The following is a 15,018-nucleotide window of genomic DNA, read 5'->3' as shown; positions in this document are numbered from 1 at the left end:
CCGTCGACACACTTATCCAACGCGCCAAGGGGGACTGTAACGCGAACGGTGTTTCCGGCCGTGGTTGTCAGTAGGTCTCAGCGCCCGGCCAGCGGTCACTGAAGGTGATCGAGAAAGCGTTCAAGGCGGGTTTCCATCGCATCGTCCACCGGGCTTGCCCGGTGCCGGTCGGGTCCAGACTCCGGGTGACCAGATACAAGCACTTTAGCGCAGCTTGTTCCGTCGGGAAATGACCACGTGCCCGCACCGCACGACGATACCGCGAATTCAACGACTCGATCGCGTTCGTGGAACACAACACGCGACGAATCTCCACATCATAGTCCAAAAAGGGGATGAACTCCTCCCATGCGTTGCGCCACAACCGAATCATCGCGCCATACTTACCACCCCACTCCTCCTCCAACACGTCCAAGGCGGCCGCCGCCGCAGCCGCGTTCGGTGCCGTGTAGATCGGTTTCACATCCCTCTTCAACGCGTCCCAGTCACGCTTCGACGCGAGCCGGAACGTATTCCGCAGCAAATGCACCACACACGTCTGCACGATCGCCGCCGGCCACACATTCCCGACCACCTCGGGCAAGCCTTTCAGCCCGTCACAGACCACGAAGAACACATCGCCCATCCCACGGTTCTTCATGTCCACCAGCACTTGCATCCAAAACTTCGCACCCTCGCCACCCTGACCAGCCCACAGCCCGAGCACATCCCGGCGACCTTCCAGCGTGACACCGATAGCCGCGTAGATCGGCCGGTTCGCGACCTGACCATCCCGGATCTTCACATGCACCGCGTCAATGAACACCGCCGCATACACCGAATCCAGTGGCCGCGACTGCCACTCGGCCATCTCCCCGATAACCTGGTCGGTAATCCGGGACACCGTCTCCCTCGACACCGACGCACCATAAATCTCCGCGAAGTGCGCCGAGATCTCGCCTGTCGTCAACCCTTTCGCATACAACGACAACACGATCTCATCCACACTGCCCAGCCGACGCTGCCGCTTTTTCACGACCACCGGCTCGAAATTCGAATCCCGATCCCGCGGCACCGCGATCTCCACCTCGCCCACCGCGTCCGAGACCACCGTTTTCGACCGCGTGCCATTGCGCACGTTCGCGCTGGCACGGCCCGGTTCGGCCTGGTGCTTCTCGTGACCGAGGTGCTCGGTCATCTCCGCGTTCAACGCCGTCTCGAGAACCGTCTTGGTCAGCTGCTTGAGCAGCCCGTCCGGGCCGGTCAAGGCCAGCCCCTGCGCCTGAGCCTGCGCGACCATCGAGGCCGCCAGCTCCTCCTGCGCCGACCGCGGCTTCGCCGCCTTCTTCTTACCCGTCGATCGTGAAGTCACAACATCCAGTGTCATCACACACCGTGCCCATCCCACCGAGCCCACGCCCGGCGTGTCGGGCCGGAAACACCGTTACTGGGACAGTCCCCGCCAAGGAAAGGAGCGATAGCACGTTGGCCGGCTTTCTCGATGTGCTTGTGGTGAACCGCGATGAGCATCGGCGAGAACTCAGTTGGGCAAGACGGCCGAGCGCGCGGCGACCTGGACTGACCAACGAGGCTCGCCCGGCGGGTTCGCGGTCGGCGCGGAGAGCGCGATGACCGGAGACGACAGTGGCAGCGAACCCGTGTGGGCAGCGAGGCTAGTTCATCGGGCTACGGCGTTCGAGGAAGACGGTGTCGTGCCAGATGCCGTCGCGTTGGGCGATGCGTTCGCGGATGCCGACGGTGCGGTAACCGGCGCTGTGGTGCAGGGCGATGCTGGCGCGGTTGTCGGTGAAGATCGAGGTCTGCAAGGTCCACAGCCCGGCAGCGTCAGCCTCAGTGACTTGCTTGAAGAGCAGGGCCTTCCCGACTCCGCGGCCGCGATGGCTTTCGGCGACGTAGACCGATGTCTCGACGACGCCTTGGTAGCACTCGCGCTCCGAGACCGAGGTGGCAGCTGTCCAGCCGGCGACCTGCCCGTCGATCTCGGCGACCCACCGATGCCTGGTCAGCCATTTCGCGTCGAGAGCTTTCCTAGTCGGGACTTCGGTTTCGAAGGTGGCCAGTCCGGTGGCGATGCCTTCGGCGTAGATCCGGCGCACCGCGTTCCAGTCGTCGTCGCGTTGGGCGCGAAGGAGCACGTCGTCAGGCATGTTGTCCGGGCAGCACGGGCGCGGCGCGAGTAGGCCCATGACGGCGTCGGCCGCGTGCGGGAGCCCGCTGCAGCACGCCTGATTGATCGTCACGACCGTGGCCGTGCCCTCTTTCCGCAGGTGCACGAAACCCACGTCAGCCAGCTTCCGGACGTGGTGGGAGCAGGTGGACTGGCTGGTCCCGAGGATCTCGGTGAGCGCGCCGACGGTCAGGCCGCGAGGCGAGGTCGCGACCGCGTGCAGCAGCTTCACCCGCATCGGCTCGGCCAGACACGCGAACCACCCGGCGTACGTCGCGGCTTCACGCTCGGGCAGGAGACCGGCGAGGGGAACGGGCACAACCGTCGTCATGCCACCCAGTATCGGCCAGAATCGATGGTTGCGTCAATCGACTCCGATCGATACAGTCCGTCGCATCGACTCAATCGAGATGGATCGATGAAAGGTGCATGGGGATGAACGAGCTGCCTGTCGTGGTGATCGGAGCGGGCCCGGTGGGGCTGGCGGCGGCCGCCGAGCTGGTGGAGCGGGGCTTCGAGCCGCTGGTGCTGGAGCGTGGCGCGCGGGCTGGAGCGGATGTCGCGGAGTGGAACCACGTGCGGTTGTTCTCGCCGTGGTCCGAACTCGTCGCCCCCGCGGCCGGGCGACTGCTGGGGCTCACAGGCTGGACTTGGCCCGATGCTGAGGCGTACCCGACGGGCTCGGACTGGGCCGAGCTGTACCTGCGACCGCTGGCGGCGGCGCTCGGCGACCGGGTGCGCTTCGGCGCCGAGGTGATCGGGGTCGCCCGCCGGGGACGGGACCGGGTCGTGGACAGCGGCCGCGACGACGAGCCGTTCAGCGTGCACGTCCGTGCCGCCGATGGGGCGGAGGACCGGATCGCGGCGCGGGCCGTGATCGACGCGTCCGGCACGTGGTCGACGCCCAACCCGCTCGGCGGCGAAGGTCTTCCCGCCGCCGGTGAGCGTGCGGCGGTGGACCGGATCGCTTACCGGGTCCCGAATTTGGGCGACGACGCGGTGCGGGCGCGGTATGCGGGCAAGCACGTGGTGGTCGCGGGCAGCGGGCATTCGGCGCTGACCGCGCTGGTCGCTTTGTCCGGCCTCGCGAAGGACTCGCCGGAGGCGCGGATCAGCTGGGTGCTGCGCCGCGGCGCGGTCGGCAACACCTTCGGCGGCGGCGAGGCCGATCAGCTTCCCGCGCGGGGCGCTCTCGGCCTGCGCGCCCAGGAAGCGGTGGAATCCGGACTGATCGCGGTGGTGACCGGGTTCCGCACCGAGGCGGTCGACCACGACACCGACGGACGGCTGACCCTGCGCTCCTCCACCGGACGGCGGATCGAGCAGGTCGACGAGGTCGTGACCCTGTCCGGTTTCCGGCCCGACCTGATTTGGCTTTCGGAGATCCGGCTCGAGCTGGACCCGACGTTGCAGGCACCGGTCGCGCTCGCGCCGCTGATCGACCCGAACGTCCACTCGTGCGGAACCGTGTATCCGCACGGAGCCAAGGAGCTCGCGCATCCGGAGAAGGACTTCTACCTGGCCGGGATGAAGAGCTACGGCCGGGCGCCGACCTTCCTGGCGATGACCGGTTACGAGCAGGTGCGCAGCATCGCCGCCCAGCTGGCCGGAGACCATGAGGCGGCCGCGCGGGTCGAGCTGCGGATGGCCGAGACCGGAGTCTGCGGCGGTGCCGGCCTGTTCGACGAGCCGGACGACGCACCGGCCGCCAGTGGCTGCTGCGCGACACCGGAGCCGGAAGTTCTGACGCTGTCCGCGCCGTCGGCCGCGGTGCACTGACCGCTATGCCGATCGCGACCGCCGCAGCGTCGCCCGGGTTGACCACGTCCGGGTTGCGCCGCGTGCTGGCCGTTCTCTGCGTCACCGAGATCACCAGCTGGGGTATCCTATTCTACGCCTTTCCCGTGCTGGCGCCGGAAATCAGCCACGTGACGGGCTGGTCGACGGCCTGGGTGATCGCGGCGTTCTCGGCCGGGCAGGTCGTCGCCGCGTTGACAGGGATCCCGGTCGGGCGGTGGCTGGATCGGCGCGGACCGCGATCGGTCATGGCAGCGGGGTCGGTACTGGCGGTCCCTGCGGTGGTCGCGGTCGCGCTGGCACAGAACCTGCTGTGGTTCACCGTGGCGTGGCTGGTGGCCGGGGTCTCGATGGGCGCGGTGCTGTATCCGCCCGCCTTCGCGGCGTTGACTCGGTGGTACGGGCCGCGGCGGGTGTTCGCGCTGACCGTGCTCACCCTGGCCGCGGGTTTGGCGAGCACGGTGTTCGCGCCGCTGACCGCGCTGCTCACGGCATACCTGGATTGGCGGGAGACCTACCTCGTCCTCGCGGTGGTGCTGGCCGTCGTCACCATCCCGGCACACCTGTGGGGTTTGCGCGGGCCGTGGCCGCCGGCTGAGCCACCGGAGAGCACGCATCCGGAGCAGAGTGACCCGGCGCGGATCGCGCGCGGGATTCCGTTCCGGGGCTTGGTGATCGCGTTCAGCCTGGCAGCGTTCGCCGTGTACGCCGGGGTGATCAATCTCGTGCCGCTGCTCACCGAACGCGGTGTCAGCAGCACGACAGCGGCGATCGCCCTCGGCCTTGGCGGCGCCGGGCAGGTGCTGGGACGGCTCGGCTACACCACACTCACCCGGCTGACGACGGTCCGAGTCCGGACCGCGATCGTGTTCCTCGCCGCCGCCGCGACCACGGCCGTGCTGGGTCTGCTGACCACCACGGCCGGGCTGATCGTCGCCGCGGTCGTAGCGGGGATGGCGCGCGGGGTGTTCACGCTCCTGCAAGCCACCGCCGTGGCCGACCGCTGGGGAACCACCCACTACGGACGGCTCAACGCACTCCTGCAAGCGCCCTTGACCATCACCGTCGCCCTCGCCCCCTGGGCGGGAGCGGCCATCGCGAGCGGTATCGGCGGATACTCGCCGACCTTCCTCGCGCTCGCGGCGGTCACCGTGACCGCCGCAGTCCTCGCCCTCGCGGCGACACCTAATCCTGGAAGGAACTCATGAACGACCACGACGTGATCATCGTCGGCGGCGGCCAGGCCGGTCTCGCCGCCGCCCAAGCCCTGCGCAGCAAGGGCTTGAAGCCAGTGATCCTCGAGGCCGGCGCCGAACCGGTCGGGTCCTGGCCCCGGTACTACGACTCGCTGACCCTCTTCTCCCCCGCCCGCTACAGCAGCCTCCCCGGCCTGCCCTTCCCCGGCGACCCCGAGCACTACCCGCACCGAGACGAAGTCGTCGACTACCTGCGCCGCTACGCCGACTGCCTCGGCACCGAGATCCGCACCGGCCATCACGTCGACTCCGTAACCCACGACGACGGCACGTTCACCGTGCACGCCGCCGGGGAAACCGCGCTGACCGCGCCGATCGTCATCGCCGCGTCCGGAGGTTTCTCCCGCCCCTACCGCCCGGCCCTGTCCGGTTTGGACACCTTCACCGGTAACGTCCTGCACAGTGGCGAATATCGAAACCCGGCACCGTTCGCCGGGCAGCGCGTGATCGTCGTCGGCGCGGGCAACTCGGCCGTCCAGATCGCGGCCGAACTCGCCGGCCACGCTCACGTCACCCTCGCCAACCGGGCACCGGTGAAGTTCGCGCCGCAGCGGCCGTTCGGGAAGGACGTGCATTTCTGGTCCGCTGCCGTCGGGTTCGATCACCTGCCGATCGGGCATCTGCTGAAGAGCCCGCCGACCACTGCGGTGAACGATCCTGGCATCTACAAGGCCGCGATCCTCAACGGAAAGCCGGACCAGCGGCGCATGTTCACGACCATCGACGGCGACACCGTGGTCTGGCCGGACGGAACCCGTGAACGCGTCGACACCATCCTGCTCGCCACCGGCTTCCGGCCCGGACTGTCCTATCTGGACAAGCTCGGGGCGTTGGCCTCCGATGACAGGCCGCTGCAGGATCGCGGCCTGTCCACCACCCACCCCGGGTTGGCCTACGTCGGGCTGGAGTGGCAGCGCAGCTTCGCATCCGCCACCCTGCGCGGTGTCGGGCGCGACGCCCATTACGTGGCTAAACGCCTTCTGGGCAGCGTCTCGTCGCCGCGGACGGCGTGTTGCCAACCCGCTTCGGCGCGGTGACGCGTCTGGCGCCAGCGGCTCGCGCATAATGCGATCCGCTGGTGCCTAGCGAGGAGGCGATCAGTGGGTAAGCCGCTCACACTGGTGATCGAGACCGCGGCAGGGTCCGCGATCCGGCGTATCGCGGACGCCTCCCCGCTGCCGGACGCCGCGACGCAGGGGTACGCGGCCGAGGACGCTGTCCGGGACGCCGCAGCGACGTGGGGGTTGCCGGACTTCGTGTTCCGGCCCGAGCAACAACGTACGGGTTCGGGAGTACGAGAACTCGGTGACGGGCTGCTCCTGGTCGGCAGCCAGGCAGCGGTTATTCAGTCCAAGAGCCGGACCGATCCCACCGACGAGCGGGATCGCGAACTGTCGTGGTTGGGCAAGAACGTGAAGAAGGCGCTCGGTCAGGGCAGTGGAACTGTGCGGCGCCTCAAGCTCGCCGCCGCGGCGATGACCAACGCGCGCGGGCGGACTATTCAGGTGGCGGGCGAGGACTACGAGTGGCTGACGGTCGTGGTGATCGACCACGCGGATCCGCCCCCCGGCTACCTGCCTCCGCCGGCGCCGACCGCTGTCCCGGCGATCGTGATCCTCCGGCGAGACTGGGAATTCCTGTTCGACCACCTCCGTTCCACTCGCGCGGTGCTGGCGTACCTCATGCGCGCGGGCGGTGGTGACGCCGTCGAACTCGGCGACGAGCCACGCCGCTATCACGAATATGCCCTCGCTGACATCGAAGCCGTTCCCGGGGCGATAGATCCGGCGGTGGCCTCGGTGCTGGCCGCGAAACCGTGGGAGACGATCTCCGTGGCCCGGGCGCCGCTGCATCCCGCCGGCCATGACGAGGAGGCGCCACATGTCATGCTCCGCATGATCATGGAGGACGTGGCGGAGACCCCGATTCCGGAAGGGCGCGACGCGGATCTGCTGCTCATGCTCGCCGCCTTGGACGGCTTGCCGGTCGAGCACCGGACCGAACTCGGCCGCAACCTGATCAGGTTCATGGAGTCCGCGGCCCAGCACACCAAACCCGGCACCCTCATCCACAGCCGCACGGTCATCCCTGCCCCTGGCGACTTCACTCCCCTGCAGTTCGTGGTCGCCTCACGCCTTTCCGAGGAAGCGCGCGATGCCTTGATGATTCGGCTGCAGGTCCTGCACTACGACTACAGCACCGCCATCGGCGACTGGGAGCACTGCACGCTCGGCGTCATGCTCACACCTTCCACAGTGCCCGGACGGCTGTGGGACACCAGCACGATGGCGCTCTGGGGAAATCAAGGGCAGCCGCCCGAAGTGATCGAGGAAGCACGCGCCTTCGTCAGCGAAGCCGCGGCACGCGCAGCGTCGCCGGATGATGATCAGGATCCCGGAACGAGTCCTGGCGCGGACAGCAAACCCGACAGCTGACTCAGCGTCTCGGTGCGCGGCCAGTAATACACCCAGGTGCCCCGGCGCTCGCTGCCGACCAGCCCGGCTTCACGCAGGACTTTCAGGTGATGGGAGATCGTCGGCCCGGTCAGGTCGAACGCGGCGGTCAGGTCACACACGCAGCTCTCCCCCTGTGCGGACGTGATCAGCGACAGCAGCCGCAGCCGCACCGGATCACCCAGCGCTTTGAACGCCTTCGCCAGGTCCATCGACTGCTCGGAGGTCAACGGCTCGGCCGCGAGCGGCGCGCAGCAGCCCTGCTCGATCACCGGCAGTAGCTTCAGACCCGATTCTGACTTCGACACCTATCTATATTGACATCCATCTAAGTCAGGAGCAAACTGACTCCACTGTTTCGATAACCGTCTAGATAGGGTTTCCGATGATCAAGCTCCTCCGCCGCCTGTTCACCAGCACGCCGACCGTCGAGTTCTGCGACACGTGCGTGCAGGTGTGCACCGGCCAGTGCCGCGCCGACACCCTGCTCGACACCGCCCGCGACCGGGCACTGCAGCTGTCCACGCGCTTCTGAATCCCTCGACACCACAAGGAGTTCTGTGATGAGCAACGAAACTGCCGGTGGTTTCGCCGGTGACCCGGCCGAAGCGTTCACCCCGCCGGCCTCGAGCGGCTGTTGCGGCACCGCACCCACCGGCGCGACGACGGCCACGAGCACCTGCTGCGGAACCACCGAGGCGGCGACCGCGGCAGGATCCTGCTGCGACCCGGCCGCGAAGGCCGACGCGGTGGCCACTGGCGCCGGTTGCTGTTCATGACCGCGACGGTCTCCGGCTCTCGACTGAAGGCCACGGTCGCTGTGTTGGCCGACGACCGGTTCGCGGGCCGTCGGGTGGGGACGCCCGGCGGTCGCGCGGCTGCCCGCTGGCTCGCCGGGCAGCTGCGGGCGATCGGCGCGTCGGTCACCGCCGACGAGTTCCCCGTGGCGGGTGTGCGGGAGCTGTATCGCACGCCAGAGTTCTCGTGGAGCGAGGACTCGGCACCTCGGAGCTGGGTGCACCGCCGAGACTTCGCCGAGCACCTCGTATCGGCGGACCTGCCCGCACCCCGCACGGCCGAGCTCGCACTCGCCGAGTCCGATGAGTGGCAGGACAAGTGGGTGCTCACGCCGAACCTGGGAGTTTCGGCGCGAGCACTGACCGAGGGCGCCGCGGGGTTGCTGGTGCCGCGCGGAACGGACGCCGCAGGTTGGATGCCGAAGATGATCGCCGGGCCGTCGGTGGGCGCTTTGCCGGTGATCGCTGTCCGCGCCGAGCTTCACGAAGAGGTGACTCGTGCGGGATCGGGCATGGTGACCGCCTCGATGCCGATGCGAGCTGTCGACGTCATCGGGTCGAACGTGCACGGTGTTCTCCGCGAACCCGCCGCCGGATCTGCGGGTGTGCTGTTGACCGCGCACTTCGATGGCGTGGGCGACGACCCGGAGCAGCGGCTGCCCGCCGCCGCGGACAACGCCTCCGGGGTTGCCGTCGTCCTCGAAGCCGCACGCCTGCTCGCGCCGCTCCTACCGGACCACATCGGGCTGGCGGTGAGCCTCCTCGACGGCGAGGAAGCCGGGGCGCGCGGATCGGCGCACCACGCGCCCAGCGTGCGGTCCGGCACCTACGTGATCAACGTGGACGGTGCCGCCCAGCTCGGCGACGGCGCCTCGGTCGAAGCAGGCGGGCCCGCGCACGACCTGCTGGCCGCGCTCGACCAAGCCGGCCGGGAGACCGGGGTGCCGTTGCGGGCCGGGGCGATGCCGTCGGACAACCGCCGCTACGCAGCCGCCGGGTTGGCCGCGATCGGGATCGGCATGGGAATGCCCGGCTACCAGACCCCGGCCGAAACCGCTGACCGCGTCGAGACCGAAACCCTTGTCGCGGCGACCCGGCTCGTCGTGGCGGCAGTGCTTCAGCTGGCGGTCCACTCACGAGGGTTAACCGCGTTGCCTCACAAGGACGAATTACAACGCGGGGGGTGAGATTCCCGCCGCCCGCCGGACCGGAACAGCCGAGTGACCAGGGGCGATCATGTTCCTAGCGTGGAAGAGGTGGCAGGCCATCGAAGACTTCCCCGCAATCAGTACGCGTGCTCGTCATGCGGGCGGGCTCATCGCTACGGCTCTCAGCGCGGCGAGGACTGCAGACGGTCTGCTCGCAGCTCCTCGTCCCGATCCGCTCAGACGCGGGCTCCGGTCCATCGGCCTAGCTGGACATCGCCACCGTCGGCGGTCCGGCACACGCCGCCGAGTCCCACACGCGTTCCTCAGCCGCCGCGAGTCGTCGCGCCAAGGCCCGCACCGAAGGTCGAGCGTCGCCAACGGGCCAAGGCGGAGCTGGGTCGTTTCCGGGCGCAGGTCGCCGATGACGCCGTGGCGTACGTGTTCGATCAGGATGGCTTCTATGTCCGGGTCGCCGACCGTACGCTCGACAACCTCCCGTGGCTGTACAAGACCCGCCGCAAAGGCCACTTCCTCTGTCTTCGTCTGAACGAGCTGGCGACCGGGCTCGACCCGGGCACCTACGCCAAACTCACCCAGACCCCGATCCGTGATGGGCTTCTCCGGCTGCGGTTTCCGCGGTTCCTCGCCGACGTGCTGAGTTCCACGGCGGTGTTCGGGGTCAAGCAGATCCTCGGTGCGCTCCCGTATGGGCATCTGGCTACGACGCTGAAAGTGATGATTCCGTTGGTGTGCCCCGATCTGGCCGTCTGCCCGGCCCGCGCGGAGGTGCTCAAAACCTACTGCTCGCCAGCACTGGCCGACCAGCTGAAGACGATCGCCGCGAGCGCCGGCTGACGGGCTATCCGCCGTCGGTGTCCAGCGTGGCTTTGAGGTCGGCGACCGCGGCCCGCGCGGTCATGCCGACGCCGATGAGCGTGGCCGAGGCGGGGCCGGTCCAGTCGCCGTAGCCGAGCAGGTGCAGCCGGGGCTCGGCTACGGCACGGGTGCCCTCGGTCGGGATGCGGCCACGGGTGGTCCGCAGCCGCAACGGGGCGAGATGGCTCAGCGCGGGGCGAAATCCGGTGCACCAGATGACCGCGTCGGCGTGCTGACGGGTGCCGTCCGTCCACACAGGACCATCGCCGTCGAGTCGCGCGAACATCGCACGCGGCCGCAGCAGCCCGGCGTCGCGGGCTTCACGGACGGGAGGGACGGCGACGATGTCACCCAGCCCGGCGACTCCGGCGGTGTCGGCCTGTCCGGTCTCGAGGGCCCGGCGGCGCCGGGTGGCGACGTCGAAGAGTGCCTTGCCGTCGATGTGGTCGGGCAGGTACCGCGGTGGGCGGCGGGTGACCCAGGTCAGGTTCGCCGTGCCTGCGAGGTCGGCGGCGATCTGCGCGCCGGAGTTGCCGCCGCCGACCACCACGACGTCCTGGCCCGCGAACTCCTCCGGACCCCGGTAGTCCACGGTGTGCAGCTGGCGACCGGTGAACCCGCCGGGCATCAGCGGCAGAAAGGGACGCCACCAGGTTCCGGTCGCGCTGATGACCGCCTCGGCGCTCCAGTCCCCGGTGTCGGTGCTCACCTGGAAGCGGTCGCCGTCCCGGGAAACGGCGTTCACCGTCTCCCCTCGGCGGATCGGGAGTTCGTAGCGCTTCCCGTACGCGGCCAAGTAGTCGACGACGTGCTCGGCGGTCGGATACCCGGGCCCCGGGTAGGGCGGCATCGGCCACCCTGGCAGGGAGCTGTGCCGCACCGGGGAGAACAGGCGCAGCGAGTCCCAGCCGTGGAGCCAGGCACCGCCCGGCTCGGTCTGGGCGTCGAGGATGACGAAATCCAGGCCTGCGCGGCGCAGGTAGTAGCCCGCGGCGAGGCCGGCCTGGCCCCCGCCGATGACCACTACCCGCGCGGCTCCGGTCACTCCGCGGGTGCTTTCGCGGTCCAACGCTTGCGCAGCCAGAGGCTGACGTAGACCAAGGCGACCAGCACGGGGACTTCGATCAGCGGCCCGACGACCCCGGCGAGTGCCTGGCCGGAGGTGACACCGAAGACGCCGATGGCGACGGCGATCGCGAGTTCGAAGTTGTTGCCCGCGGCGGTGAACGCCAGCGTCGTGGTGCGTTCGTACGACAGACCGGACGCCTTGCCCAGCAGGTAGCCGCCGATCCACATGATCGCGAAGTACACCAGCAGCGGCAGCGCGATCCGGGCGACGTCGAGCGGGCGGGAGGTGATGTTGTCGCCCTGCAGGGCGAACAGGATCACGATCGTGAACAGCAGACCGTAGAGCGCGATCGGGCCGATCTTGGGCAGGAACTTGCCCTCGTACCAGTCGCGTCCCTTGCTCCGCTCCCCGATGCGGCGGGAAAGGTATCCGGCGGCGAGCGGGATGCCGAGGAAGATGACGACGCTGAGCGCGATCTCCCACGGCGAGAAGTCCAGCGTCGTCGTGTCCAGACCCAGCCAGCCGGGAAGCAGGTCGAGGTAGAACCAGCCGAGCACGCCGAACATGATCACCTGGAACACGGAGTTCAGCGCGACCAGCACCGCCGCGGCCTCGCGGTCACCGCAGGCGAGGTCGTTCCAGATGATCACCATCGCGATGCAGCGGGCGAGCCCGACGATGATCAGCCCGGTCCGGTACTCCGGCAGATCCGGCAGCATCAGCCAGGCGAGCGCGAACATCAGCGCCGGACCGAGAATCCAGTTGAGCACCAAGGAAAGCACCATCGTGCGCTTGTCCTTGGTCACGGTGTCGAGCCTGTCGTAACGGACCTTCGCCAGCACCGGGTACATCATCAGCAGCAGACCGAGCGCGATCGGCAGCGACACCTGCCCGATCTTCACCGCGTCCAGTACGCCCTGCAGACCGGGGATCACGCTGCCCAGCAGGAGCCCGGCGCCCATCGCGACGATGATCCAGACCGGGAGGAATCGGTCCAGAAAGGACAGTTTGTGCAGGACGTCGGTATCGGCCGGGGCACCGGCCTTGTCGGCGGTTTGAGTCACGGGCTGGTCTCCAGAAAGTGTGGAAGGTGAGGGTCAGGCGTCGAGGATTTCGGCGACCAGGCCACGGACCCGCCGGTCGATCTCGTCGCGGATCGGGCGGACGGCGTCAACGCCCTGACCGGCCGGGTCTTCCAGCGGCCAGTCGAGGTATCGCTTGCCGGGGAAGACCGGGCAGGTGTCACCGCACCCCATGGTGATCACGACATCGGAGGCTTCGACGTCCTCGGTGGACAGTTTGCTCGGCACCTCGGCCGTGATGTCCAATCCCCACTCCGCGAGGGCCGCTGCCGCTGCGGGGTTGACCTTCTCGGCGGGCTCCGAACCCGCCGAACGCACGGCGATGCGGCCGAGCGAGTAGTGCTGCAACAGCGCGGCGGCCATCTGCGAGCGGCCGGCGTTGTGCACGCAGACGAACAACACCTCAGGCGTGCGGGTCATGAACTGCTCCTCTTTCGACTACGACGAAACTCTGTATCCATAATCACCGATCCAGGTGAACATCGTGTGTCAGTCCACGAGCTCCTCCAGCAGGCGGCGGACCCGGCGGTCGATGTCGTCGCGGATGGACCGGACCGCGCTCAGCGGCTGGTCCATCGGGTCGGGCACGTCCCAGTCGAGGTAACGCTTGCCGGGGTAGATCGGGCAGGCGTCCCCGCAGCCCATGGTGACCACCACGTCGGCGGCGCGGACGACCTCGTCGGTCAGCGGTTTCGGGAACGCGCCCGCCAGTTCGATGTCCAGCTCGCCCAGCGCCTCGGTGATGACCTCCGGGATCTCCCCAGACGGCTGCGACCCGGCGGAGCGGACCATCACATGCCCGAAGGCGTGGTGGGTGAGCAGCGCCGCGGCCATCTGCGAGCGCCCCACGTTGTGCACACAGATGAACAGCACCTGCGGCGCCGTGACATGCGTCAGACCGTCGACCTTGGCCAGATCGAGCAGCCGCTCACGGGCGAAGCGAGCGGTCAGCGTCGCGAGGTGGACCTTGACCGTCGCGGTCCGTTCGAGCAGATAGTAGGTCTCGTTGACGAAGTGCTCGACCGTTTCCCGGCCGAACGTGCCATGGAACTTGTCCGCCAGTTCGTCGGCGATCCGGTCGAGCTGGTCCAGCACCTCGCGGGCGGGCAAGCCGTCCGTGGCGTGGGTCATGGCGTCTCCTCTGGACAAGGGGCGAGGACTGGATCGAAGTCTGCGAATCCAATTCAACGGCTTGTATCGACGTTTGTCAATCCAGTGGGTAGGCTCGTCACCAGAGGCACACGAACCGAGGAGGGCATATGGCGACCGACAACGGCCGCACCCGGAAGCCGGTGCCCGTCACCCTGCTGATGGCCGAGCCCGCGGCGGTCGTCGCCCAGGACGAGGCGGAACGCGCGGCGAAACTGTTCAAGGCATTGTCGGACCCCGTGCGGATCCGGCTGCTGTCCATGGTCCGGTACTCACCGGGCGGCGAGGCGTGTTTCTGCGATCTCGCCGAGGAGTTCGACATGCCGCAGCCGTCACTCAGTCATCACCTCCGCGTCCTGGTCACGGCGGGCATCCTCGAGCGAGAGCGCCGGGGAACATGGAGCTGGTACAGCGTTGTTCCCGATCCGCTGCGGACCTTGGAGGCGCTGCTGACGACCGGTGGGCCGCTGGCCGATCGGACCGCACCACTGTCGGCCGAGCAGCGGGCCACGCGATGTTAGGACACGAGTTTCCATTTTCCGGTCCGGTGAAGACGAGGAACACCTGCCGCCGGACCGAGTACGTCTGACGGCAGGTATCCACATTCCGCTATGGCGACGGCGTCGTCATAGCGACCGTCAGTCGCCTTGTTTCTCGACGATGGCGCCGGTCGCCTTGTGGTAGACCGAGTCGCACGCGCGGGTCGAGTAGCTGCCGGTCCCGACCCAGCCGCCCCAGCGGTAGTAGATGGATCCCAGGTTGTTGTTGCACGTCACCCGGACACGGTGACTTCCGCTGCCGTAGCGGCAGTAGGACCATCCCGAGTTCGAGCTCGTTCCCGCGCTGCAGTCCTGCGGATATGCCGCGGCCGTCGGCGCCGTGACGACGGCGACACCCGAATACAGCGCGGCCGTACTGAACAGCATGACCGCCGTTTTCTGAATTGCTCGCATAATGCCCCAGACTCCCATCATGAATGATGATTTGAGTGTGCGCGCATGCGGAGGCCTCCCCAGCGGGAGCAAGCTACCAACGGAAAACCGGGACCGTCAACCAGCGGAAAAGGCGCTTTCCCAGCCGACGAGTTCACGATGATCCGGTTGACTGCAAACAAATTCGCGTGCTATCCCGCGCCTACGCGGCATGATACGACGCCCGCCGACCACACTTCTTGATCCACTATGGACGGCCGTGATCAACGGCCACCTGGTTGGTTACTCACCT

Annotated in this window: 17 protein-coding genes; 9 read left to right on the top strand and 8 right to left on the bottom strand. The window is 68.2% G+C overall.

Annotation, left to right across the window (positions count from 1 at the left end):
• Window positions 1–67 precede the first annotated feature (67 nt).
• Together AC069H_RS27660 and AC069H_RS27655 are read right to left on the bottom strand one after the other, a co-directional pair.
• The gene (locus AC069H_RS27660; RefSeq protein ID WP_478234305.1) at window positions 68–1,366 is read right to left on the bottom strand and encodes an IS256 family transposase; all 1,299 of its coding nucleotides are present in this window, start codon (window positions 1,364–1,366) and stop codon (window positions 68–70) included.
• Between the two features lie 286 nt (window positions 1,367–1,652).
• A complete protein-coding gene (locus AC069H_RS27655; RefSeq protein WP_478230595.1) occupies window positions 1,653–2,498 on the bottom strand; it encodes a helix-turn-helix domain-containing GNAT family N-acetyltransferase in 846 nt (281 codons plus the stop codon).
• 104 nt (window positions 2,499–2,602) lie between these two features.
• Between AC069H_RS27655 and AC069H_RS27650 the strand changes: the two genes are divergently transcribed.
• From AC069H_RS27650 to AC069H_RS27635, 4 genes are all read left to right on the top strand, one after another.
• On the top strand, window positions 2,603–3,946 hold the full coding sequence (locus tag AC069H_RS27650) for an FAD-dependent oxidoreductase (protein WP_478230596.1): 1,344 nt from the start codon (window positions 2,603–2,605) through the stop codon (window positions 3,944–3,946).
• Window positions 3,947–3,951: 5 nt separating this feature from the next.
• Window positions 3,952–5,172, top strand: coding sequence for an MFS transporter (locus tag AC069H_RS27645; protein ID WP_478230597.1), 1,221 nt, complete (start codon window positions 3,952–3,954; stop codon window positions 5,170–5,172).
• A complete protein-coding gene (locus AC069H_RS27640; RefSeq protein WP_478230598.1) occupies window positions 5,169–6,257 on the top strand; it encodes a flavin-containing monooxygenase in 1,089 nt (362 codons plus the stop codon). The genes AC069H_RS27645 and AC069H_RS27640 overlap by 4 nt, the downstream gene beginning before the upstream one ends.
• A gap of 63 nt (window positions 6,258–6,320) precedes the next feature.
• Entirely contained in the window at window positions 6,321–7,655 is a 1,335-nt protein-coding gene (locus tag AC069H_RS27635) for a hypothetical protein (RefSeq protein WP_478230599.1), read from the top strand.
• Here the strand turns inward: AC069H_RS27635 and AC069H_RS27630 are convergent.
• On the bottom strand, window positions 7,607–7,981 hold the full coding sequence (locus AC069H_RS27630; RefSeq protein ID WP_478230600.1) for an ArsR/SmtB family transcription factor: 375 nt from the start codon (window positions 7,979–7,981) through the stop codon (window positions 7,607–7,609). The two genes, AC069H_RS27635 and AC069H_RS27630, sit on opposite strands and share 49 nt — an antisense overlap.
• 77 nt (window positions 7,982–8,058) lie before the next feature.
• Here AC069H_RS27630 and AC069H_RS27625 point away from each other — a divergent pair, with 77 nt between their 5' ends.
• The 4 genes from AC069H_RS27625 (at window position 8,059) to AC069H_RS27610 (ending at window position 10,473) form a co-directional block, all read left to right on the top strand.
• Window positions 8,059–8,208, top strand: coding sequence for a hypothetical protein (locus AC069H_RS27625; RefSeq protein ID WP_478230601.1), 150 nt, complete (start codon window positions 8,059–8,061; stop codon window positions 8,206–8,208).
• Window positions 8,209–8,236: 28 nt separating this feature from the next.
• A complete protein-coding gene (locus AC069H_RS27620) occupies window positions 8,237–8,452 on the top strand; it encodes a hypothetical protein (protein ID WP_478230602.1) in 216 nt (71 codons plus the stop codon).
• Window positions 8,449–9,657 carry a M28 family peptidase gene (locus tag AC069H_RS27615; protein WP_478230603.1) on the top strand — a complete coding sequence of 403 codons (1,209 nt, stop codon included), beginning with the start codon at window positions 8,449–8,451 and terminating at the stop codon, window positions 9,655–9,657. Before AC069H_RS27620 ends, AC069H_RS27615 begins: the two co-directional genes overlap by 4 nt.
• A gap of 390 nt (window positions 9,658–10,047) precedes the next feature.
• On the top strand, window positions 10,048–10,473 hold the full coding sequence (locus AC069H_RS27610; RefSeq protein WP_478230604.1) for a hypothetical protein: 426 nt from the start codon (window positions 10,048–10,050) through the stop codon (window positions 10,471–10,473).
• A 4-nt stretch (window positions 10,474–10,477) separates the two neighbouring features.
• Here the strand turns inward: AC069H_RS27610 and AC069H_RS27605 are convergent, their stop codons facing one another.
• From AC069H_RS27605 to AC069H_RS27590, 4 genes are all read right to left on the bottom strand, one after another.
• Window positions 10,478–11,539 carry an ArsO family NAD(P)H-dependent flavin-containing monooxygenase gene (locus AC069H_RS27605; RefSeq protein ID WP_478234304.1) on the bottom strand — a complete coding sequence of 354 codons (1,062 nt, stop codon included), beginning with the start codon at window positions 11,537–11,539 and terminating at the stop codon, window positions 10,478–10,480.
• Window positions 11,536–12,627: an ACR3 family arsenite efflux transporter gene (arsB, locus tag AC069H_RS27600; protein WP_478234303.1), complete on the bottom strand. Its 1,092-nt coding sequence runs from the start codon at window positions 12,625–12,627 to the stop codon at window positions 11,536–11,538. The genes AC069H_RS27605 and arsB overlap by 4 nt, the downstream gene beginning before the upstream one ends.
• A 33-nt stretch (window positions 12,628–12,660) precedes the next feature.
• Complete coding sequence (locus AC069H_RS27595; protein ID WP_478234302.1) at window positions 12,661–13,065, bottom strand: arsenate reductase ArsC; 405 nt, start codon at window positions 13,063–13,065, stop codon at window positions 12,661–12,663.
• A gap of 69 nt (window positions 13,066–13,134) precedes the next feature.
• Window positions 13,135–13,776 carry an arsenate reductase/protein-tyrosine-phosphatase family protein gene (locus tag AC069H_RS27590; protein ID WP_478234301.1) on the bottom strand — a complete coding sequence of 214 codons (642 nt, stop codon included), beginning with the start codon at window positions 13,774–13,776 and terminating at the stop codon, window positions 13,135–13,137.
• Window positions 13,777–13,904: 128 nt separating this feature from the next.
• Here AC069H_RS27590 and AC069H_RS27585 point away from each other — a divergent pair, with 128 nt between their 5' ends.
• Window positions 13,905–14,315, top strand: a complete 411-nt coding sequence (locus AC069H_RS27585) for an ArsR/SmtB family transcription factor (protein WP_478234300.1) — start codon at window positions 13,905–13,907, stop codon at window positions 14,313–14,315.
• Window positions 14,316–14,432: 117 nt separating this feature from the next.
• Here the strand turns inward: AC069H_RS27585 and AC069H_RS27580 are convergent, their stop codons facing one another.
• A complete protein-coding gene (locus tag AC069H_RS27580) occupies window positions 14,433–14,720 on the bottom strand; it encodes a hypothetical protein (protein ID WP_478230610.1) in 288 nt (95 codons plus the stop codon).
• Window positions 14,721–15,018: the final 298 nt, after the last annotated feature.

Source organism: Amycolatopsis sp. NPDC043887, assembly GCF_056435665.1.
Note: the sequence above shows the minus strand (reverse complement) of the source record. Positions and strands in the feature narration are given on the sequence as shown.